We start from the raw sequence: 21,956 nt of genomic DNA, 5'->3' as shown, positions 1-21,956 counted from the left end.
TCAGGGATTCGCCGGCTTGGTTTCCTTGTCGAGCCGCTCGAGCTTGTCGCGCGTCGCGCGCTCCTTGGCAGCGTCGGCGTCGTGCTTGAATCGCTCGATGGCACGCGTCCAGGAGTCGCGCGCCTTGTCCGTCTGCTGGAGCTTGGAATAGACGTCTCCGAGATGGTCGAGGATCACGCCGTCTGGCTCTTCCTCGGCCGCCGCCTGCTCGAGTTCGACCCTGGCCTCCTCGTAGCGGCCCAACTGATAGAAGGCCCACCCCAGGCTATCGCGATAGGCCTTATTGTCGGGATCGCCCACCAGGGCCTGCTGGATCATGGCCAGCGCCCGATCGAGTCGTTTGCCCTGTTCGGCCCACAGGTAGCCCAGGTCGTTGAGGGCCGAAATGTCGTCGGGATATTCGTCGAGGATCTGCTCGAGCCACTCCTCGGCCTGCGGCATGTCGTGCTCGTTTACCGCCAGGTTCGAGAGCATGAGCCGCGCCTCGCGGAGGGTCTCGCGGGCCGCCTCACCCTTCTCCTCGGCGTCGAAGCGTTCGACGAGCGCCCGATACTCGGCGGCCGCTTCGCCATAGCGTTTGGCGTGGTAGAGCACCCAGGGCTCACGCGAAAGGATGCGAAAGTAGGCCGCGTCCGAGATCTGGCGTTCCTCTTCATCCTCTTTGCGTTGCTGCTCGACCAACTCGGCAGCACGCCGGGCGGCGGCGAGCGCCTCCTCGGTCTGCCCCGACATCTCGAGCGTGCCCGCCAGGTGGAACTCGAACTCGGCGGCATCGTCGCCGACGACCTTCTCATCGAGCGCGCGGCGGAAGATCTTGGCCGCTTCGGCATACTGCTCGGCAACCAGCAATCCCACCCCCCAGGATCTGAGCAATTCACCCTTTTGCTTTGGCCGTGCCAGCAACGATTTTTCGAAGAACTCGGACGCCAGGTTGAAGTGCTTCGCTTTCAGGGCCACGAGCGCCACGGCCTGCGTGGTCTCGAACGAGAGCCCCCGCCCCGGCTCTCCCTGTTCGCGAGCCGTGTTGGCCATCCGCTCGACGGCGGGCAGGTCGGCCACCAGGGCGTCACCTTCTTCGCCGAACACCTCCATCGTCGGCAGGATGGCGAGCCCGCGCGTGGCGATCTCCAACAGGGCCTTGTCGTTCGCTTGCCGGCGATAGATATCGAGCAGCGCGCGATAGGCCTCGAGCGGCGGACGGCGCTTGTTCGGCTTCGCGTCGGAGATCAAGGCCTCGTAATGCTTCGCCGCCTTGTCGTACGACTCGTCCTGCCGGTGCTGGCGCGCCAGCTCGGCCTTGAGCGCGGCATCGCCCGTCCGTTCGTCCGCGAGCTTTTCGAGCCGGGCGAGGAGGGCCTCGCGCTGGCCGAGCTTCGTTTGAACGTCGGCCAGCAGGCGATACGCCTCGGCGTTGTCGGTCGAGGACTTCTCCTGCAGATAAAGCTCGATCTGCTCGGCGGCCCCCTGGTCGTCCTCCTTCAATTTGAGGGCGCGGGCCTGATTGAAGGCGTGACGCTTCGACTTGCCGCCGAGCTTTTCGGCCTCGGCAAAGACCCGCTGCGCGGCGTTTGGCGACTCGCCCGCGAGAAACGCCTCGCCGAAGAATTCGAGCGCCAGGGCCTCCTTCGTGCGTTGCTCGACCGCGGCCGAGTCCCCCAGCAATTCGTACGTTCGGGCCGCCTCGTGGACAATCTGCCCGCGTACCTTGTCCTCGAGCTTGTGTTGCTGGGGATCGAGCAGCGCGTCGGTCACCTGTTGGAACGTCGGCACCGCCTCTTTGAAGTCTCCTTCGAGAAAATACAACCGGCCGATCGACCAGAGCAGCGCGTGATCGGTCGGTTCGCCGGCAGCCGTTTTCGCGGCCGCCAGCTTCTCGTAGAGCTGGCGCGCCCCGGCCAGGTCGTTCGATTGCGTGAGCAGCATCGCCACGCGATCGACGAGCACCGTATCGCTCGGATCGAGCGAAGCGGCCTTCACGGCGTAACGCATGCCCTCTTCCTGCCGCCCGAGCTCTAGCGCCACGCCCACGATCTCGCGGGCCACGCTCGCGGCACTCGGATCGAGCCGAAACGCGCGTTCGTACAAGCGCAGGGCGGCAGGCAGCTCGTCTTGTTGCTGCTTCATGCGCGCCGCGCCGTAGAGCGAGAGCGCGGTCAATCGGTCCTGCTCCGCCTCGGAGCGACCTTGCTTGACCACCAGCGGCTCAACCGGATCCTCGAGCACCGTGCCTTGCCGGGAGGCGGCGTCGGTGCCTGCGGCGGGCGTCAGGGCAGGAGTCGACTCGGGTCGCGCCATGCTCAGTGCGACGGCGGCCACCACGACAGTCAGCAACCAACAAGCTCGACGCACGGTTCACCTCCGAACTGTCCGCGCACCCGCGCTCAGGTCACACAAAGCGACGCAGCGCCGCCAGACAGCAAGCATGCCACAAAGGCTTGTGTGGCAAACACATCAACCGCGCACGGTCGAGCCACTTCCTCGATTCTACCTGCGGCCTCGAAATGCTTCCACTTCAGCCACGCGCTGGCCCGAGCAAGACGGACCTGGTGACTTCATGGCGGTGGCTTCGAGAATGCTAACGCGGCTTCTTGCGGGCGAGCCCTGCCGAGGAGGGACGCTTCTTGCTCGCGGCGGACGACTCGCGCTTGACCGGCTTCGGCGGCGACTTCTTGGCCATCTCGGCCCCCTTCTTCGGCGCCTCGGGCCCCTTCTTGGCTTGCTGCCTGGCGGCCGCGGCGGCGGCCTTGGCCTTGGCCTGGGCTTTCGCCGCGGCTTCTGCCTTGGCCTGCTCCCGGGCTTTGCGTTCCGCCTCTTCGCGGGCGGCCTGAGCTTCGAGTTGACGCTTCGTCAGCTTGCGCGGCAGGCGATCCTTCGCGTCGGGGTTGATCTGCAGAAGCAGCTTGTGCAGGTTCGGCGAGTAGGGGTTTTCGATGAGCTCGGCGCTGAGCTGGTGCAGCAGCGAGCCGAACTCCACTCCCTTGTTCTTGGGAATCGCCCGCTCGGCGCCGGGGACGGTACCCGTCTTCTTTTCGCTCTCGTCGATGATGCCGACGATGTAGAGCGCCTCGAGCGCGCCGCTATCGACCGGCACGGCGTGCCCCCCCAGCGCAGACTGGGTCAAGTAGCCGATGGCGAACTCGGTCACGCCGTCGAGCTTGCGGAGCTTCTGCTGCGCCTGGCCGAGATTCATCTTCTTCATCGCCTCGAGATCGAACGAGTAGGTCGACTCGAAGACCCCCTGCAGCGCGCGGCGCAGCCGGGCCCCGGCCTCTTCCGGCCTGGGCAGCATGTGCATCACCTCGGCCAGCTCCTGCACCGAACTGACGCGGACCTCGTTCCAATCGAAGAAGGCCTCTTGCACCTTGGCAAAGGCTTCTTCCGCCTTGTCGTAGTGCGCGTCTTCGAGACAGCAGGCGAACAGCAACTGCTCGAGCACGGAGCGACCGGCGAGCGGCACTTCGACCTTGTATTGCTTCTTGAGAATCTTGTGGGCCTTGGTCAACAAGGCGGCGCGATTGGGAGTAGCCATGCAGGTGGGCAGTCAGAGTATGCGGTGGTTCGATCTCGACGCGAACGGAGAAGGCAGGCATCAACCCCCGTGGGGGAATGACGATCCGTCCCGTCGAAAACTGGTTGTAAAAGCCTAGTTTATCGCTGGAGAGCCGGCGCCGGCGGCGACCATGCTCCCCGACCGTTAGAATCGCGCCAAGCGGACCCGCCGCCTAGCGCTCTTCCTCGTCGATCTCCTCCTTCGCTTCGTCCCCCAGGTCTGCGACGTCCGAGTCTTCGTCGGCGAGTTCCTCGTCCGCGTAGTCCTCCGCGTCGAGATCCTCGTCGGCGGTGTCGTCGGGCAACACCTCTTTCAGCAGGCGGGCGATGTTCGCCGAGTTCTTCACCCCCTGATCCAGGTGAAACGTGAGTCGGGGCGTGTAGCGGGTCTCGATCCGTTCGTTGATCTTGGCCTGCAAGAAACCGGCCGAGTTCTGCAGTCCTCGCAGGGCCAGCCGTTGCTTGGTTTCGTCCCCCATCACCGACACGTGTACCTTGGCGCTACGCATGTCGGGAGCCACTTCGACCCCCGTCACGGTCACGTTGCGCACGCGAGGGTCTTTCACCTCGGTGAGGATCGACATGCTGATGACGGCGCGGAAGGCCTCGGCGGCCTTTTGCAAACGACGGGAACTCATGGCACGTCACCTACCTCGTTCGGGCACGGCATGCGTGGGGCTCGTGACTTCACGGGCCTTATAGCGTCCGTGCCACCTCCTCGACCTTGTAGGCTTCGAATACGTCTCCCACTTTCACGTCGTTGTAGTTCGTCAGGCGAATACCGCACTCGAAGCCTTCGCGGACCTCGCGGGCATCGTCCTTCTCGCGGCGGAGCGAATCGAGGGCGTAGTCTCCCACGATGCGGTTCTCGCGAATCAGCCGTATGCGGTTGTTCCGTTCGATCGTGCCCGACAGCACACGGCAACCGGCGATCACGCCCACGCGACTGATCGCGAACGTCTGCAGCACGACAGCCCGCCCGGTGTCGACGTCGCGCCGCTCGGGCTTGAGCATGCCCTCCAACGCCGCCTTCAGATCGTCCGTCACCTGGTAGATGATGTCGTAGCGACGAATCTGCACTCCCTTGCGCTCGGCCAGGGTGCGGGCGCCTTCGTCCGGCACGACGTTGAACCCGATGATGATCGCGTCCGAGGCGTCGGCCAGATGGACGTCGGCCTCGCTGACGCCGCCGACCGTGGCCTGCAGGATCTTGATCTGCACCTCGGGGTGTTCGAGCTTGGTGAGCTCCTTGCGAATCGCCTCGATCGAACCGCGGACATCGGCCCGCAGGATGAGATTGAGCGTCTGCACGTCGCTGCCACCCAGGCGATCGAAGAGGGTTTCGAGCGTGACGTGCTGCGGCGTGCCCGACAGGGCCGACTGGCGGGCCTGCTCGGAACGGCGCGTGGCGATCTCGCGTGCGGCCGCCACGTCGTCGAGCACGTAGAAGTGCTCGCCGGCGGCGGGAGCCTCGTCGAGACCGGTCACGTTCACCGGCATGCTGGGGCCCGCCTCGGTATGCATCACGCCCGGCTGGAGCGTGTCGTACATCGCCTTGACGCGACCTTGCGCGGTGCCGCACACCAGGACGTCCCCCACCTTCAAGGTCCCCTTCTGCACGAGCATCTTGGCCACCACGCCGCGACCTTCGTGCAGCTCGGCCTCGAGGCACGTGCCGTAGGCGGCACGCTGGGGGTTCGCCTTGTACTCGTGCAATTCGGCAATCGTGAGCAGCGTCTCGAGCAGGTCGTCGACGCCGTCGCCGGTGAGGGCGCTGCACTTCACGACTTCGATGTCGCCACCCCATTCCGTCGGCAGCAATTCGTTCACCGAAAGCTGCTGCATGATGCGATCCAGGTTCACGCCCGGCAGATCGATCTTGTTCAGCGCGACCACGATCGGCACGCCTGCCGCGCGGGCGTGGCTGATGGCCTCTTCGGTCTGCGGCATGACCCCGTCGTCGGCAGCCACGACCAACACGGCGATGTCGGTCACGTTGGCGCCGCGGGCGCGCATCTCGGTGAAGGCCTCGTGCCCCGGCGTATCGACGAATGTGATCGGGCCCCCTTCACGATCGATGCGGTAAGCGCGGATGTGCTGCGTGATACCGCCACTTTCTCCCTTGGCCACATCGATGCCGATGATGCGATCCAAGAGCGAGGTCTTGCCGTGGTCGACGTGACCCAGGAACGTGACGACCGGCGCCCGCGGCTCGAGCAGCTCGGGAGCATCCTCGCCTTCGGCAATGCCGACCAGCAGCTCGTCTTCGAGTGTCGCGGCCTGGCGGAACTCGACGGCCACGCCCAGCTCGGCGGCCAGCAGCTCGGCCGTATCGAGATCGAGCTGCGCGTTGATGTTGGTCATGAAGCCGAGTGTCAGCAGTTTGCCGAGCACGAGCCGCGCTGGCACGCCCAACTCTTCCGAGAAGCTGCGCACGCTGCAGGGCATTTCGAGCACAGCCATGCTCTTGCGCGGAGCGGCGGTGTTCGTGCCGGTGCGACGAATGCGCCGCCGCGCCGTCCGCGACGAACGATCGTCTTCTTCCTCACCCGGCTTGCGCGCCGTGGTACCGACCCGTTTGCGCTTTAACTGGCGCTGCTCGCGTCCGCCCAGCGCGGTGAAAGCGCCGCCTTCGCCTTCCTCCGCCGGAGCGGCCTCGCGGCCGCGGCGTCCGCCACGCGCGGCGCCGGGCGCCGTCGGCGCCGCGGGAGTTTGCGGGCGGGCCGGCGCGCCGCCACGTCCCGGTGCGGGACGTTCGGCCGGGGCATCCGCGGGGACATCGGTCTTGCGGCGTTGCTCGTGCTTGCGGAGATGCTCCGACAGCGGCTTGCCCCCCGACTTGCCGGCGCGAATGGCGTCGGCCGGCAGCTTGATATCGGGCTTTTGCGGAGCCGGCTCGGCCGGTCCACTCGTGGCCGTAGGCTGCGGCGCCGTCGGCATGGGCGCGAGCTTAATGGCAGGCGCCGACCGCGGCTCTGCCGGCGGCTTCTTCTTCGCTTCGCCGGTAGGTTTCTCCGGCTTGGTGCCCAACACCGGAGGCCGCGTGCCCGCCGTCCCCATGGGGGCGATGTAATCTTCGCGGCGCACCACCGTAGAACGAGTCGGCGCGGCGATCGTCGAGGTGGGGGCCGACCCCCCGGGGGCAGGGGCGGGCGCGGTCGGAGCGGCGGGGCGCGCGGGAGCCCGAGCAGGCCCAGAAGCCCCCGCGAGATAAGCCTTCAGCTTCACGACCTCATCGTCGGTCAGGCTGGCCAGCGCCGACCCCTTGCCGGTCACACCTGCTTTGGCGCAGATATCGACGAGGTCCTTGCTGTCGACGTTCAGTTCTTTCGCTAATGAATAAATCCGTAGCGCCAAGTTTGGCTTCTCCCGTGGACGACCGTCGGAATCGCGACCGTGCGGTCAGTCCCGCCTTCAGTTCGCAACTATTCCATGTTGCAGGTCCCCCAAAACAACGACATTTCTCACCGTACCTTGCTCGTCTCCGACGGCCTGGAGCGTGCGCCAATCCAACGCACGAGCAGGGGTTGGCACCCCACGCGTCAGGCGTCTGACGACTCACCTTCGCTTCCGCCCGACTCTTCGGCGGGCGACGGCTCGTCGGCCGCTTCTTCGGCAGCCTCGGCCGGCTCGCCAGCTTCGGCCACCGCGACTTCGCCGGCGGCAGCACGTTCGGCCGCCTCGGCAGCTTCCGCCGCGGCCGTGGCGGCGTCAATACGATCTTGCTCGCGCTGGCGTCGACGGGCCTCGGCGGCCGCCTGTTCGGCCTCCTCGGCTCGCTCTTCCGCCTGCGTCACGATTTCATCGACCTGCTCGGCGGTCAGCTCGCCCATCGCCATCAAGGCATCGGGCTCGATCACCGAGAGGTCATCGTAGGTGAGGAAGCCCTCTCCCACGAGCCGCTCGGCGAGCGAATCGTCGACCCCCGCCAGTTCGCTGAATCCGGTAACCGCGCGCTCGATCTGCTCGTCGAGTTCCTCGCGGGTCATGATCTCGATATCCCAACCGCACAGCTTGCTCGCCAGTCGCACGTTCTGCCCGCGGCGACCGATGGCCAGCGAAAGCTGATCCTCGCGCACCAACACGATGGCACGACCCAGCATCTGGCAGAGGATCACTTCGTCCACTTCGGCCGGCTGCAAGGCGTTGGGAATCAACACCTGCATGTCGTCGCTCCAGCGGACGATATCGATTCGCTCGCCCGACAGCTCGTCGACAATATTCTTGATGCGGTTGCCGCGGACGCCGACGCACGCGCCGACGCAGTCGACCCGCTGGTCGGTGCTGCTGACGGCAACTTTGGTGCGGTAACCGGCCTCACGGGCCATGGCGCGAATCTCGATCACGCCGTCGGCGATCTCGGGAATCTCCTGCTCGAACAGGCGACGCACGAGATCGGTGCGAATGCGGCTCAAGATGACCCGCACGCGGCTCCCCTGCTTCTTCACCTCGAAGACGGTCGCGCGGACGCGCTCGTTCGGATGATGGGTCTCGCCCGGGATCTGCTCGCCGCGCGGCAGGATCGCCTCGACGTTGTTCAACTGCACCGTGGCGACGCCGCCGTCGTAGCGTTGCACGACGCCGGTCACCAACTCTCCGCGGCGTTCCTCGTACTCGTTGAAGAGGGCATCGCGTTCCGCCTCGCGGATCTTCTGGATCATCACCTGCTTGGCGGTTTGCGCGCCAATGCGGCCGACCGTCTCTTCCGGATCGAGCGGGATGCCATTGTGGGTACCCGAGATCGAACCATCCTGACGATCGATGTTGACGACGATCTCCGCCTCTTCGCCGTACTGCTTCTTGGCGGCGGAGACCAGGGCGGCCTCGATTCCCTCGAAGACAATCTCCTTGTCGATATTTTTATCGCGGTGGATCGTGTCGACGAGTCTGAGGAGTTCGCTTGCGTTCATCGCCAGTGTTTCGCTTTCCCCTTCCAGGGGTATTCGTATTTCATTTGTACCGCGGCGGGGTCCCATAACGACAAGAACCAGCCGTCTCCCTCACCTGCACGCGCCGGCGGCGGGCAAGCATGACGGCTAGTTCTTACGCAACCGCGTCAGGGCAGCCATCCCGCGAACCACCCACCAAGGGCGGCTCAGCAGCGACGCCGCATGTGCCACGTCACCCACACGACCACGCACCGACCTCGACCCGCGACGCAATGTTCCTCAACGCCGCCGGGGGGCCTGCGCGAATCGCGTCCCCTCCTGCGAAACGATTCACCGGCCAGCCATCGCGAGACACGCACGTCCGCGGGTAGCAGCTCGCTCGAAAATCGTTCCACGTTCACTACTTAGCTGATTCTGCAATCCTGTAAACATATCGGGGCCAAGAGGGGGTGTCAAGTTGCCAACCTCGTCCCCTTTCGCTGTCACCAAGGCGGCGCAACCAGCACAAGTCGAACCGGTTGCACGGCTTCGAGCCCCTCGTCGCGCGCCAAAAATGGCTCTCCGTGCGCGTCGACCGGTTATGAGACGAAGCGCCGGAAGAGAACCGCGCCGGCCTGTCCCTGGGGGGTGACGCTGACTTTCAGAAAGCTGTCTCCCGGCGAGATGCCCGACTCGCGGACGATCGAGAGCGCGCATTCGGGATCCGGGGTCTCATAGTTCAACGTGGAAAAGAGCCGACCACGTTCGAGCGACATGAGACTGGCGATCACTTCGACAATGCCGCTGCCAGCCCCCAAGTTGCCGAAGTAACTCTTGGCCGCGGTTACCGGAATCCGCTCCGCCTCGCTGCCGAATACCTCGTGGATCGCAGCGGCCTCGTCGGCGTCGCAACTGGGCGTTCCCAAGCCGTGGGCGTTGACGTGCCCCACGTCGCTCGCCTGCATGTCGGCATCGCGCAAGGCGCCACGAATCGTATTGGCAAGTGCCGTCGCGCGGCGTCCCACTCCACGACGATCGACCACGGTCGATGACGACGTACCGACGATTTCGGCCAGGATTTTCGCGCCGCGGGACTGCGCGACTTCGAGTTCTTCGAGCACGATGGCGCCCGCCCCTTCACCCAACACCTGCCCGCCACGCGCCAGATCGAACGGACGACAGGCCTTGCCCGGATCGCCGTTGCCCCGCGCGAGCTCCTCGATCTGCGTGGCGTGGACCGCCTTCATCGGATGGACACGGGTACCCGTCGCGCCAGCGACCATCATGTCGGCGCTGCCGCGAGCAATGGTGCGAAACGCCTCGCCCAGGGCGAGCACGCCCGCCGCCTCGCGATGCGTGAGCGAGTTGTTCGGCCCGCGCAGATCGTTGTAGATGGCGATATGGCAGGCGGGCATATTCGGCAGGTACTTGAGCAGCCACAGAGGCGTGAGTTGCCGCATGCCCTCGCCCCCCCAGCGTGGGTAGTCGAAGCGTGGACCATCCACGGTGCAGAGTCGAATGCCATCGTTGAACTCGGCCGGGTCCGACAGCATGTAGTCGGCGCCGTAGACGATGCCGGCACGCTCGGGGTCGAAGCCCCCCCCCAACAGATTCGCCGCTGCCAGGGCGCGCATCGCGGCCGCGACCCCCATCTGGCACTCGCGGCACATCACCTTGAGTCCCTTGCGGATCGCCTTCTTCTGCTCCTCCTCGACCGGGCCGAAGTTCTGAATATCGCCGGTGAAGTCCGTCGCTTCGCCCGCCACGTCCGTGGGGAGCGAGGAGGGGTCGAAAGCCGTCAGCGCGCGAACGCCACTGCGGCGCGATTCAAACGCCTCCCAGAGCGATTCGGGCGTATCGCCCACGGGGCTGATGAGCCCCATCCCGGTGACGACTACCCGACGGAGTTTAGTAGCGGCAGAGGCCATGGCGCGCGGCGTGGGGCAGGAAAAAAGGGGCGCGGGAGGCAGGTACGAGCGAAGGGCGTATTTTAGACGCCCCGGCCCAAAGCGTCGAGGCGGACCACGCCCTCGGCGGGGAAGCCATAGGACAAGCTTGCTAACGTCCGCGGGTGAGCCGTGTCGTACCGTACCCGTGACGTCTGGCCGGGCCCTACTCCCAGCATTAGTATCGATTTCGATACGTGCCTGGATCGCGTTGGCCCGTGCGGGTAACGGTCGAGGCCTGCACGGTCGTAGCGCCGCGACTCTCGACGAAGATCAACAGGTCGGCCCGCGGCGGTCCCACCTGCAAGGGAAAGACCCCGGCGTTCGGATCGGCCGGCACCGGCGTGGCGATCATGCCCATGCCCACCAACAACACCTGGTCCGTGGGCCAGCGGAATCGCTCGTGCAGGCGTGATTGCGTCATCTGCGGAATCTCGAGCCGGGCACGCTGCTTCGCACCATTGGCCACCGGCACGTCCACCGTGACGGGAATCACCTTCTCGACCTGATCGACGTTGCACTTGAGCACCGCGTCGATCATCCGGCCATCGAGCGACAGGAGCGGACTCAACTCGAGCGAGTACCCTTCGTCGATCTGTCCCGATTGAGATTCGAAGCCGGGCCAGGCCTCGGGCCGCAGGACGACGTCCTTCATGTACGGCCGCGGGCGCGTCGCCGCCACGACGGTCGCCTGCCCGTTGTTTACCATCAAATGGGGCGAGCTATGCTCGCGGAAATCGGTACGCTTGCGCAGCTCGGCCAACAGCAGCCCGGCGTCTTCCTTGGCCAGCAGCCAGGCCTGCGCGCCGGGCGTCTGCACCGGCACGGGATGCAAAATCGGCTGCGCTTTGGCGCGCCAGTTCGGGCTGCTCACCGTCACCACGCGCACGCCGAAGGCCTGCGTCTCGGCCTCCGTGTTGACGAAGCGATCGACCAACTCGGCCACCACGGCATGCATCTCGGGCGTGTGGTAGACGCGCAACGTGCGACCATCGACCGTGGCGCTCAAGATGCCCAACGGCTCTGAGTGCCAGGCCTCGTAACCGGTCTCGCGCAGGATCCAATCGATGACCGCTTGCTCGGGACGCTGCGTGGCGGTGACGCGCAGCGTGTAGGGGCTGATGTCGTACTCGCGCCAAACCTGTCCGTGGTCGTTGGGGAGGGTGCCCGAGCCTTTGGTCACCCGCGCGATATTACCTCGCGGGCTCCCTTCGATGGGACGGAGCGGTTCGAGGGCCTCGCCGCGATGGTCCGACTTGCGCGCGGTCGAGGCCGGCGCGCGATTGCCACCGGCCGTGCGCCACGAATCGCTCGATCCATCGTCGGCACGTGGGGCCGCGGAAGGAGTTTGAGCCAAAGCACTCGTCGCCAGCGCGAGTGATACAACGGCGATCCAGGAGAGTTTCGACAGCAAGGCTTCGACCTCCATGCCGGATAGGTGGCAACACCGTTGCCAGGCACTTGGAAAAACTGCCCGAACGGACAGCGCGGGCGGGGAGTATAGGAACGCTCCGCGACTGGAACAAGAGCGATGCGCTGCCAGTTTTGCTAGCAGGATCTGCGAGTCGCGACGTGCCTGGAGCGAATCAATTCCAGGGCACCGAGTTACACAGGCCGCTGGCCTGTGCAGGCAAACAAAGCGAGCACCTGAATCCACACAGGCCGGCGGCCTGTGCCACTTTGATTCCAGGCACGCAAATGTGGCGGTGCGATCTAGTGGGCGTGCCCGTTGTCGTAACGCCGCACGGCTACCGTGGCATTGTGCCCACCGAAGCCGAAGCTGTTCGAGATCGCCACGCGCACGTCGCGCTGGCGCGGCTCGTTGGGCGTGTAGTCGAGATCGCACTCTGGATCGGGCGTGGTGTAGTTGATCGTGGGAGGGATGACCCCGTCGCGAATGGCCAGGACGGCAAAGAGCAACTCCACGCCGCCACTGGCCCCCAGCAGATGTCCTAACTGGCTCTTGGTGCTCGAGATGCTGAGCGAATGTGCGTGCGGACCGAAGACCGACTTCACGGCGCGCGTTTCGGCGGCATCGCCGAGCGGCGTGCCGGTGCCATGTGCATTGATATAGTCCACTTCTTCCGGCTCGAGGCCGGCGTCTTGCAGCGCGCGGCTCATGGCTCGCGCGGCGCCGCTCCCCTGAGCATCGGGCTGCGTGATGTGGCCGCCGTCGGCGCTGAGTCCGTAGCCGATGAGCTCTGCGTAGATCTTCGCACCGCGGGCCTTGGCGTGCTCCAACTCCTCGAGCACGAGCAGGCCGGCCCCTTCGCTGAGCACGAAGCCGTCGCGATCGGCGTCGAACGGCCGACTCGCCTGCGTGGGGGCGTCGTTGCGCATCGACAGGGCGCGCATCGAGCCGAAGCCGCTGATCGCCATGGGCGTCAGGGCCGACTCGCTACCTCCAGTCACCATCACGTCGGCGTCACCGTACTGAATGTGCTTGAAGGCATCGCCGATGGCGTTCGTCGCACTGGCGCAGGCAGTGGCCACGGCGGCATTCGGTCCGCGAAGACCGAAATGGATGGAAACCTGCCCACAGGCGGCATTCACCATGAGCTTGGGGATCGTGAAGGCCGAGACCTTCTCGGGTCCCTTTTCGAGCAGGCGCGTGTGCTGCGTCTCGATCTCGTGCAGGCCGCCGACGCCCGACCCCAGGATGACGCCGCAGCGGAAGGCATCGCACTTCGTAAAGTCGATGCCCGCGTCGTTCACGGCATCGACCCCGGCGACGACGGCGAACTGCGTGAAGCGGTCCAGCCGTTTCGCCTCTTTGGGGGGGAGGTAGTTATCGGTGGAAAAGCCCTGTACTTCTCCGCCGAATTTCACCTTGAACTCGGACGTGTCGAACAACTTGAGCTCATGAATGCCGCTCTCGCCGCGGCAGATGCGCTGCCACAGATCTTCGACCTTCGAGCTGAGGGAGGTAACCGCACCCAGACCGGTAACCACGACGCGCCGCTTCATCGGAGAGCCTCGACCGAATCGATGAGATAAGCGTGGGCCGCAGCGCAAGCAGCCACGACGCGGGGAATGAATCGGAGGGGAGATTCGTCCCTGACCCCCGTTCCACTTCGCCCGACGCAGGACTGACGATTCGCGCCTGGCGCGGCAAAGTCCGTTTCGCCGCAAGCGCCGGGGCCGCTTGCCCCTGGCGCTTTTGAATCCATCGTACGTGCCGCGGTCGGAACTGACCCGACCGCCGGACCTACGACTGCAATTTCTCGATATATTCGATCGCCTGGCCGACCGTTTGGATCTTCTCCGCGGCGTCGTCCGGAATGTTGATGTCGAACTCTTCCTCGAGTTCCATCACCAACTCGACCGTGTCGAGCGAATCGGCGCCGAGATCGTTGACGAACGAGGTCTCGGGAGTGATCTGATCCTTGCTGACGCCAAGCTGCTCGGCGACGATGTCGATAACGCGTTCTTTAACTGAGCCCACCGATGGTCTCCTCCACAGATAACGGCTTACCGGAAAACGAAACGAGACTGCTACCCAGCCCGTCGCTTCACCGAAAGCTTTCGCTGACCGCAGTTTACGATCGCTGCGCCGCCGCGATTCCCCGTTGGTTTGGTGAAGATATAGCGACTTTTCAAGCAACTGTCTATATCTACCAGCCCGCCGTAACGATTTTGCCCAGGGGGATTTGAGGTAGATCCCAAGCGTTCATTCGGCCTTGGCGACCGTGGCAACTCTGGCGGTCCCCCTAACCTGTTCAAAGCGCCAAACGGAGACGCGTTCAGGCCGTCAGGCCGCCATCGACGACGAGCACCTGGCCGGTCACATAGCCGGCCGCGGGGCTCGCCAGGTAGAGCACCGCCGCGGCAATATCCTCGGGGGAGCCGAGCCGCTTGAGCGGCACGTGCTTCTTCACTTCCTCTTGAGTCTGCTCCCCGAGCGCCGCGGTCATCTCGGTCTCGATGAAGCCCGGCGCCACGGCGTTCACCGTCACGCCGCGCGAGGCGAGCTCCATGGCCACGCTGCGCGTCAGCCCGATGATGGCCGCCTTCGAGGCCGAATAGTTCGCCTGTCCGGCGTTCCCCTTCAGGCCCGAGACGCTCGAGATGTTGATGATGCGGCCGTAACGCTTTTGCATCATGGGGCGCGCGGCGGCGCGCGTGAAGAGAAACGTGCCGCGGAGATTCGTGCGGATCACGTCGTCCCAATGTTCGTCGCTCATGCGGGGGATGAGCGTATCGCGCGTGATGCCCGCGTTGTTCACCAGGATGTCGAGCCGGCCCCACTCGTCGGCCACGCGGGTGACGAGTGCCCGCACGCTGGCGTCGTCGGTGGCATCGCACTCGCAAGCCTCGGCCGTGCCCCCGGCGGCTTGAATCGCCGCGACGGTCTCTTCGAGCCTGGCGACATTGCGCGCGGCACAGGCGACACGCGCGCCCGAGCGCCCCAGCGCGACGGCGATGGCACGGCCGATCCCTTGCGACGCCCCAGTGACGATGGCCGTCTGTCCCGACAGATCGGCTCGCAACGTCGCGGCTTCGTCAGCACCCATGTCCGATTCCCTCCCTGGTAGTGAGTTTCTGCCGGCCGCAGGCGGGCCTTACGGGGTGACGCTGTGGCAGACGACCTGGCGGTCGATGCGTTTCAACAGGCCCCGCAGCACGCGCCCTGGCCCGACTTCGTAAAACTGGTCGCAACCCTGTTCGAGCAGGTAGCGCATCGATTCTTCCCACCGCACGGGCGAGACCACCTGGCGAATCAACAGGCGGCGGATTTCTTCCGGGTCGTCGTGCGGGCGAGCATCGACATTCGAGACGACGGGGATCGAAGGCTTGCGCAAATCGACGGCCGAAAGGGCCGCCGTGAGTCGCTCGACGGCGGGCGCCATGATCTGGGTATGAAACGCCCCGGCCACGGCCAAGGGGACCGCCTTCATCGCCCCCGCGGCCTCGGCCTTCTCGGCCGCTTGTTCGCAAGCGGCATTGGTGCCCGAGATCGCGATGTTGCCCGGGCAAAGCAGATTGGCGATTTCGAGCACGCCCTCGCCCCGCGCCTGATCGCAGACGGCCTCGACCTGGACGCGTTCGAGCCCGAGGATGCTGACCATGCCGCTCGGCGTGGCGTCGGCGGCGTCTTGCATGGCGGCGCCACGTTCTTGCACCAGGCGTAATCCGGCTTCGAAGCTCATCGCGCCGGCGAAGACCATGGCCGTGTACTCGCCGAGGCTCAAGCCCGCGGCCATCTCGCAGGCCAGCACGACATCGGGCGATTCTTGCCGTAGGACCTCGATGGCGGCCAGGCTCGACACGAACAGTGCCGGCTGGCTGCGGACGGTGGAGTCGAGTTCTTCGGCCGGGCCTTCGAAGCAGAGTTTTGCCAGGTCGTAGCCCAGCACCTCGTTGGCGCGGTGGAAGACGTCTCGAGCCGCGGGATTGGCATCGTAGGCCTGGCGTCCCATGCCGACCGATTGCGCGCCCTGGCCGGGAAAGAGAAATGCGATCTTGTTCACGACAGTGCGCCTCTCGTGCGAGAAAAGTTCGCGGCAATGCGCTGGCGGGCGGGCCTTCCCCGTGGGCCGCTTTGTATCACATTCTGACGACCGCGGAAGCCCAGGAAAGCCCCGCCCCGAAGCCCACCATGATGCACAAATCGCCTGGCAACAGGCACCCGGCGCGCCGCGCCTCGTCGAGCGCGATCGGAATGCTCGCCGACGACGTATTGCCGTAGCGGTCGATGTTGATGAAGCACTTTTCGCGGGGGATGTCGATCCGCTTCATGGCGGCGTCGATGATCCGTTCATTGACCTGATGCGGAATCACCAGCTTGATGTCGTCGTGCGTGAGCTGGCACGATTCCAAGGCATCGCGAATCAGCTCGATGAAGGCCCCCGTCGCAAAGCGAAACACCTGTCGCCCGGCCACGTGCAGATACTGCTTGCGCGCGGCGAGCAACTCGACGCTGGGGGGATTCTTCGAACCGCCGGCCGGCATCTGCAGCAGCTCGAAATGTTCACCATCGGAGCGCAAGCGGCTGTGGATCAAGCCGGCTCCGTTCGTCGCGGCGCCCAGGACGACCGCCCCTGCCCCGTCGCCAAAGAGGATGCAGGTGCCGCGGTCCTGGTAGTCGGTGATGCGGCTGAGGGTCTCCGAGCCGATCACGAGGACGCGGCGATGCATGCCCGACGAGACGAGCCCCGCGCCGATCGACAGGGCATAGATGAAGCCGCTGCAGGCGGCGTTCAGATCGACGGCCCCCGCCTGCGAGGCCCCGATCGCATGCTGCACGAGCGAGGCCGAGGAGGGAGTCGGGTAATCCGACGTGACGGTGGCCAGCAGAATCAGGTCGATCTCGTCGGGCGAAACGCCGGCATCCTCGCAGGCCCGGCGCGCGGCGATGGCCGCCATCGTGCTGGTGGTTTCCTCCGGCGCGGCGATGCGGCGTTCGCGGATGCCGGTCCGCTCGACGATCCATTCGTTGCTGGTGTCGACCATCCGCTCGAGATCGGCGTTCGACAACACCCGCTCTGGAACGTAGTGGCCGGTCCCCAGGATGGCCGCACGAGACGGAAGCGTCATGGCGTGTGCAATGCCTCGGCCGACTTTCCTTGCTGGGCGCCGGGGCGACCGAAAAGCCTCGCCGCGAGAATCAAGCCATGCGAGTCGGTCAACAACGGGGATGCACCTCCCTGCCACCCCGCCTGATCCGCGAGCCCACCGGCCGCGCTCAATCGTTCAACACTCGCCTCGGAAGGCACGCCCCTCCGCGTCACGCATGGCCGATTTGCGGCCAGCCAGTTCAGCGCGCGCTACCGAAGGACGCAGACTACTCTTCCATCTGGACGATTTCACGTCCCATGTAGTGACCGCAGTTCGGGCAGATCACGTGCGACGGCGTCGCGGTGCTGCACTGCGGGCAGTATTGCAACTTCTTCGGCTTGATCGCGTTGTGAGCACGGCGGCTGCCGGAGCGGGCGTTCGACTGTTTTCGTTTGGGGACGGCCATGGCGTAACTTGCTTATTTCTCGTGTCGAAACACCAGCGGAAACCTGTTTCGCAGACGGCCGGAAGTGGCCGACGCCTACCCGCTGGCGGGTATTTGGCGTTCATTTAAGCCCCTCATGCTATGGGCGGGGGGCTGGGGTGTCAAGAACGGCCCCACCACGAAAAAACGCTACCGTTCAAGCACCAAACGCCAAGCCGCCACACGATTTGGGGCACGCGGCCGATCGTTCGCAGGCTAGCCACCAGCCCTTGCCCCATGCGCGCGAGCAGGAAAACGCTCCGGCTTCTTTAAAACCGTTTCTTGGCGCTGGCGAGGGCTTCGGCCAGGGCCTCGGGGAGCTTGTCGGGGTGCTTGCCGCCGGCCTGCGCCATGTCGGCCTTGCCGCCTCCGCTGCCGCCGATGATTTGCGCGGCATCGCGCACCCATTCGACGGCACTGGCCCCCTTTTGCTCCAGCTCGCGACTGATGCCGGCCACCAGCAGCACCTTGCCCTCTTCGCGCGTCCCGAGCATGACCGCGATCGGCGACGCTTTGCGTCGCAGTTGATCGATCTGTTCGCGCAACACGTTCGCATTGGCTCCGGGTACCTCGGCGGTGACGATGCGCACCCCGGCCTGATCGATGGCCTCTTGCAGCAGGCTATCGATCGAGATGCCTCCCTTCGGACCAGCGCTGGCCTGCTTGCGCAGGGTACGCAACTCCTTGGCCATCGCTTCGACGCGTTGCGGCAGCTCGGTGACGGGCACCTTGAGGGCGCCGGCGGCCTCGTGCAACAGCGCCTCGTGCTGACGGATATGCGACAGAGCCCCGGCGCCGGTCAGCGCCGTGATGCGCCGCGTGCCGGCCGCCACGCTCTCTTCGCCGACGATTTTGAACAAGCCCACCTGGGCGGTGTTGTCGAGATGCGTCCCACCGCACAGTTCCTTGCTGAAGTCCCCCATCGACACCATGCGCACGATGTCGGGATACTTCTCGCCGAAGAGCATCATCGCGCCTTGCTGGCGTGCCTCGGCCATCGGCATGTTGGCCCACGTGATGGACGCGGCCGACACGATCCGTTCGTTCACGTCGTCTTCGATGCTGGCCAGTTCCTCGGCGCTGACCGATTTCGGATGCGTGAAGTCGAACCGCAGCCAATCGCGATCGACTTTCGAGCCCTGCTGCTGGGCATGCCCCCCCAGATGCTTCTGCAAGGCATAGTGCAGGATGTGCGTGGCCGAGTGGGCGCGGCGGATGCCCGAGCGCCGGTCGGTGTCGACCCGGGCCTCGACCGTGTCGCCCAGTCGTAGCGTGCCGGAACGCAAATGCCCCAGGTGCAGGACGAAGCCACCTTCGCGCTGTGTGTCGATGACTTCAAAGGCGAAGCCGTCGCCCGCGAGCGTGCCGACGTCACCCACCTGGCCGCCACTTTCACCATAGAAAGGCGTGCGGTCGAGCACGACGACGAGCGGACGCTCGTGCCCTATCTCTTCGATGCTGTCGCAGAGCTCATCCTGGGCGATGAGCCCGATGATCTTGCCCGTGGCCTCGCTCGTCTCGTAACCGAGGAACTCGGTGCCGGCCGAAGTGCGCTTAAGCGCGTCGAGTGGGCTCGACTTGAACAATTCGATCTTCTGCCCGCCGCCGGACTCGAGTCCGTGCTGCTCCATCTCGCGGCGGAACCCCTCCCAATCGAAGGTGAGATTGTGCTCGGCGGCGAGGGTCTCGAACAGCTCGGGCGGAAAACCGTACGTGGTGTACATGTCGGCCGCTTCGTTCCCGGCGACGAGGGTGCGGTTCTCGCGCTTCATCTCGCCGAAGATCGCCTTGATGCGACTCAGGCCGCCATCGATCGTGGCCAGGAAGTTCTCTTCTTCCTTGGCAATCACCTGGACGACGCGTGTGGTCGTCTCGCTCAGCTCGGGATAAGGGCGGCGCATCAGCTCGGCCACCGTCGGCACGAGCTTGCCGAGGAACGGTTCGTGAACGCCCATCTGGTGCCCGTCGAGCACCGCCCGCCGCAGCAAGCGTTTGACGACGTACTTCTCTTTGTTCGGCCCGGGATAGACGTTCTCGTGGACCGCGAACGTGCAGGCCCGCACGTGATCGGCGATGCGGCGCAGCCGGCGGCCAGTCTCGCTGGCGGGTTCGTACTTCACGCCGCAGGCCTCGGCGGCCGCCAGCACGAGCGGCTGGAGAATGTCGATGTGGAAGTTCGTCTCGACCCCCTGCAGCACCGAGGCACAACGCTCGAGCCCCATGCCGGTGTCGATGTTCTTGCTGGGGAGGGGCCGCAGATTGTCGGGCGGATTACCCACGCGATTGAACTGCGTGAAGACCAGATTCCAGATCTCCACCGAGCCTTTCTCGGTGTGGTAGAAGATCTCGCTGCAGGGGCCGCAGACGCCGTCGGGGCCGTGCGTCGGGGCGCCAGCCGGCCAGAAATTGTCGTGCTCTCCCATCCGCTCGATGCGGTCCGGGGGGAGCTTGATATCGCGCGCCCAGATCTCGGCGGCTTCGTCGTCGTCGAGATAGACCGACACGGTGAGCTTGTCGGCCGGAATGCCCAGCCAGCGTTTATCGGTGAGATACTCCCAGGCCCAGTTGATCGCTTCGCGCTTGAAATAGTCGCCGAAGCTGAAGTTGCCGAGCATCTCGAAGAACGTGTGGTGGTAGGCGGTGCGCCCCACGTTGTCGATGTCGCCCGTGCGGAGGCATTTCTGGCAGGTGGTGGCCCGGGTGAACTCGAGCTTGCACTTGCCCAGGAAGTGATCCTTGAACTGATTCATGCCGGCGGGCGTGAACAGCACCGAGGGATCCCAGCGTGGCACCAGCACGTCGCTGGGACGGCGGACGCAGCCTTTGGATTCGAAGAAAGAGAGGTAGCTTTCGCGCAGTTCGTCGGTTTTCATTGCCGCGTCGGAACGCCGTTCCACGATTTCCAGGTGGGTAAACTGGAATCATATCGGAGTCCCCCCGGGCCGACCAGCCGAGCCTGCCGAGGCTGAGGGGCGGACTTCGCCAGAATCGAGCCCGAGCAGGGTTGCGAGCGGACCACTGAAAATGGCCCGGACATTGACTGCACCGGGTCGAAGAACTGGGGCCAAAGCCATGCCCCACCGGCCTAGCAGGAAGCGCAGCGTGCGGAACACGCCCGCCTGGACTTGGACCGTGTCTACGGCGCCGCCACCTTGAAGGTCGACTGATCGCTGGGCGAATTCCAGACGCGTAGCGTCACCATCTCACCCTCGCGCCCGTCGACCGCGGCGTGGAACTCGCGCGGGCTGGCGACCGACGTGCTTTCGACGTGCGTCAGCAGCATGTCGGAGCGAAGGCCGGCCTCCCAGGCGGGGCTACCGGTCTCCACCTCGGTGACGACGATGCCCGACTCGGGCAGAAACGCGCGCGGATTGCGTAGATCCATCACAGCCGTGACGTAATCGACCCGGGCGCCTCGCCAGATCGGCGCCGGCTGCGTGATGACCTTCTTGCCGGCGACGCGAAACTTGGCCAGCTCGGCCAGGATCTCCTTGCGGCCGCCGGACCTTTCCACCGTGAGACGTACGGTCGACGCGGCGGGCAAGCGCCCCACGTAAAGCATCAACTGGTCCACCCCGTCGATCGGCTCACCATTGACCGCCACGACCACGTCATCGGTCCGTAGGCCCGCCCGATAGGCGGGCGTGCCGGCCACCACGCTGTTCAAGAGCGTGCCGCGCAGGCGCAACTCGGGGGATAGATTCGCCGGCTGCACGCCGAGGAATCCATATTCCGCCTCGCGACCCTCTTTCAGCTTATCGACGACCCAGCGGAACGTCTCGTCGACGGGAATCGCGTACCCGGCGGCCTGCTCGAAGCCCGAGATGGCGGCCTCGGACGTGATGAGGCCGATCATTTCGCCCTGCAAGTTCAGCAACGGTCCGCCGCTGGTGCCCAGGTTCAATTTGGCGTCGGTTTGGATCAACGTGCCGAACTGGTGAATCGTCTGCTTCACCGCGGCGGGATCCTCGTTGTAGAGGGGGGGCGAGGCCTTGCGGGCCAGGTTGGCCACGATACCCCAGCTCGCGCTCGCCTTGCCATCGCGCGCGATGGCGTAGGGATTCCCGAGCGCAATGACGAATTGCCCCTTTCGCAACTTCGAGGCGTCGCCCAGCGGAATCGGGGTGAAGGTCTCGTTGCTGTCGACGTCGGCCAACTCGAGCACGGCCAGATCGCTACGTGGGTCGGCCCCCTTGATCGTCGCGTCGTACGTGCGGCCATCGACCGTGGTGATGCGATAGTCGGAATCCTCGCCCAGCACGTGATAGTTCGTCAGCACGAGCCCGCGCGCATCGACGATCACGCCGGTGCCGAACTCGTTGGGAATCACATCGTTGCTGGGAGGCCGCGGCTCGAGCGACAGCTCGAGCGCCTCGTCGCGACGATAGCGGGCGATGCTCACCACCGCAGGCTCGGCCCGCTCGATGGCGTCGGCAATCGCTTGCTCGAGCGCCGCCGCCACCGCGGCGCCACTGGGCTCTTGGGCGTGGGCCACGAGCGAGCCGATCGGGCCGGTAGCAAACAAAACGGCGAGCACGCAGACCCATCGGCCCGCGCGCCCGCCGAGATTCGACAAACACTCCGGCATGGAGATTTCCCCAAATTCAAGCG

The 21,956-nt window shown here is 65.5% G+C and carries 15 protein-coding genes; all 15 read right to left on the bottom strand.

Going from position 1 to position 21,956, the window contains the following annotated elements; translation table 11 throughout:
• Entirely contained in the window at positions 1–2,331 is a 2,331-nt protein-coding gene (locus tag KF708_13290) for a tetratricopeptide repeat protein (protein ID MBX3413659.1), read from the bottom strand.
• A 244-nt stretch (positions 2,332–2,575) separates the two neighbouring features.
• Positions 2,576–3,529, bottom strand: a complete 954-nt coding sequence (locus tag KF708_13285; GenBank protein ID MBX3413658.1) for a hypothetical protein — start codon at positions 3,527–3,529, stop codon at positions 2,576–2,578.
• 193 nt (positions 3,530–3,722) lie between these two features.
• A complete protein-coding gene (rbfA, locus tag KF708_13280) occupies positions 3,723–4,187 on the bottom strand; it encodes a 30S ribosome-binding factor RbfA (protein MBX3413657.1) in 465 nt (154 codons plus the stop codon).
• 58 nt (positions 4,188–4,245) lie between these two features.
• Entirely contained in the window at positions 4,246–6,906 is a 2,661-nt protein-coding gene (gene infB / locus KF708_13275) for a translation initiation factor IF-2 (protein MBX3413656.1), read from the bottom strand.
• A 185-nt stretch (positions 6,907–7,091) separates the two neighbouring features.
• Positions 7,092–8,459, bottom strand: a complete 1,368-nt coding sequence (gene nusA / locus KF708_13270) for a transcription termination factor NusA (GenBank protein MBX3413655.1) — start codon at positions 8,457–8,459, stop codon at positions 7,092–7,094.
• Positions 8,460–9,016: 557 nt separating this feature from the next.
• Positions 9,017–10,345, bottom strand: coding sequence for a beta-ketoacyl-[acyl-carrier-protein] synthase family protein (locus KF708_13265; GenBank protein ID MBX3413654.1), 1,329 nt, complete (start codon positions 10,343–10,345; stop codon positions 9,017–9,019).
• A 196-nt stretch (positions 10,346–10,541) separates the two neighbouring features.
• Positions 10,542–11,777, bottom strand: coding sequence for a hypothetical protein (locus KF708_13260; GenBank protein ID MBX3413653.1), 1,236 nt, complete (start codon positions 11,775–11,777; stop codon positions 10,542–10,544).
• A gap of 299 nt (positions 11,778–12,076) precedes the next feature.
• Complete coding sequence (fabF, locus tag KF708_13255; GenBank protein MBX3413652.1) at positions 12,077–13,330, bottom strand: beta-ketoacyl-ACP synthase II; 1,254 nt, start codon at positions 13,328–13,330, stop codon at positions 12,077–12,079.
• A 241-nt stretch (positions 13,331–13,571) separates the two neighbouring features.
• Positions 13,572–13,808 (bottom strand): acyl carrier protein, encoded by a 237-nt coding sequence (gene acpP / locus KF708_13250; protein MBX3413651.1) that lies wholly within the window; start codon positions 13,806–13,808, stop codon positions 13,572–13,574.
• 298 nt (positions 13,809–14,106) lie between these two features.
• Positions 14,107–14,877 (bottom strand): 3-oxoacyl-[acyl-carrier-protein] reductase, encoded by a 771-nt coding sequence (fabG, locus tag KF708_13245; GenBank protein ID MBX3413650.1) that lies wholly within the window; start codon positions 14,875–14,877, stop codon positions 14,107–14,109.
• A gap of 48 nt (positions 14,878–14,925) precedes the next feature.
• The gene (fabD, locus tag KF708_13240) at positions 14,926–15,834 is read right to left on the bottom strand and encodes an ACP S-malonyltransferase (protein MBX3413649.1); all 909 of its coding nucleotides are present in this window, start codon (positions 15,832–15,834) and stop codon (positions 14,926–14,928) included.
• Positions 15,835–15,910: 76 nt separating this feature from the next.
• The gene (locus KF708_13235; protein ID MBX3413648.1) at positions 15,911–16,900 is read right to left on the bottom strand and encodes a ketoacyl-ACP synthase III; all 990 of its coding nucleotides are present in this window, start codon (positions 16,898–16,900) and stop codon (positions 15,911–15,913) included.
• A 247-nt stretch (positions 16,901–17,147) separates the two neighbouring features.
• On the bottom strand, positions 17,148–17,327 hold the full coding sequence (rpmF, locus tag KF708_13230; protein MBX3413647.1) for a 50S ribosomal protein L32: 180 nt from the start codon (positions 17,325–17,327) through the stop codon (positions 17,148–17,150).
• Positions 17,328–17,614: 287 nt separating this feature from the next.
• Positions 17,615–20,218, bottom strand: a complete 2,604-nt coding sequence (gene alaS / locus KF708_13225; GenBank protein MBX3413646.1) for an alanine--tRNA ligase — start codon at positions 20,216–20,218, stop codon at positions 17,615–17,617.
• A 263-nt stretch (positions 20,219–20,481) separates the two neighbouring features.
• Positions 20,482–21,933, bottom strand: a complete 1,452-nt coding sequence (locus KF708_13220) for a trypsin-like peptidase domain-containing protein (protein MBX3413645.1) — start codon at positions 21,931–21,933, stop codon at positions 20,482–20,484.
• Positions 21,934–21,956: the final 23 nt, after the last annotated feature.

It is taken from the genome of Pirellulales bacterium, from assembly GCA_019636335.1.
In the GTDB taxonomy this organism is placed as follows: domain Bacteria; phylum Planctomycetota; class Planctomycetia; order Pirellulales; family JAEUIK01; genus JAHBXR01.
This window is presented reverse-complemented; position numbering and strand designations above follow the sequence as displayed.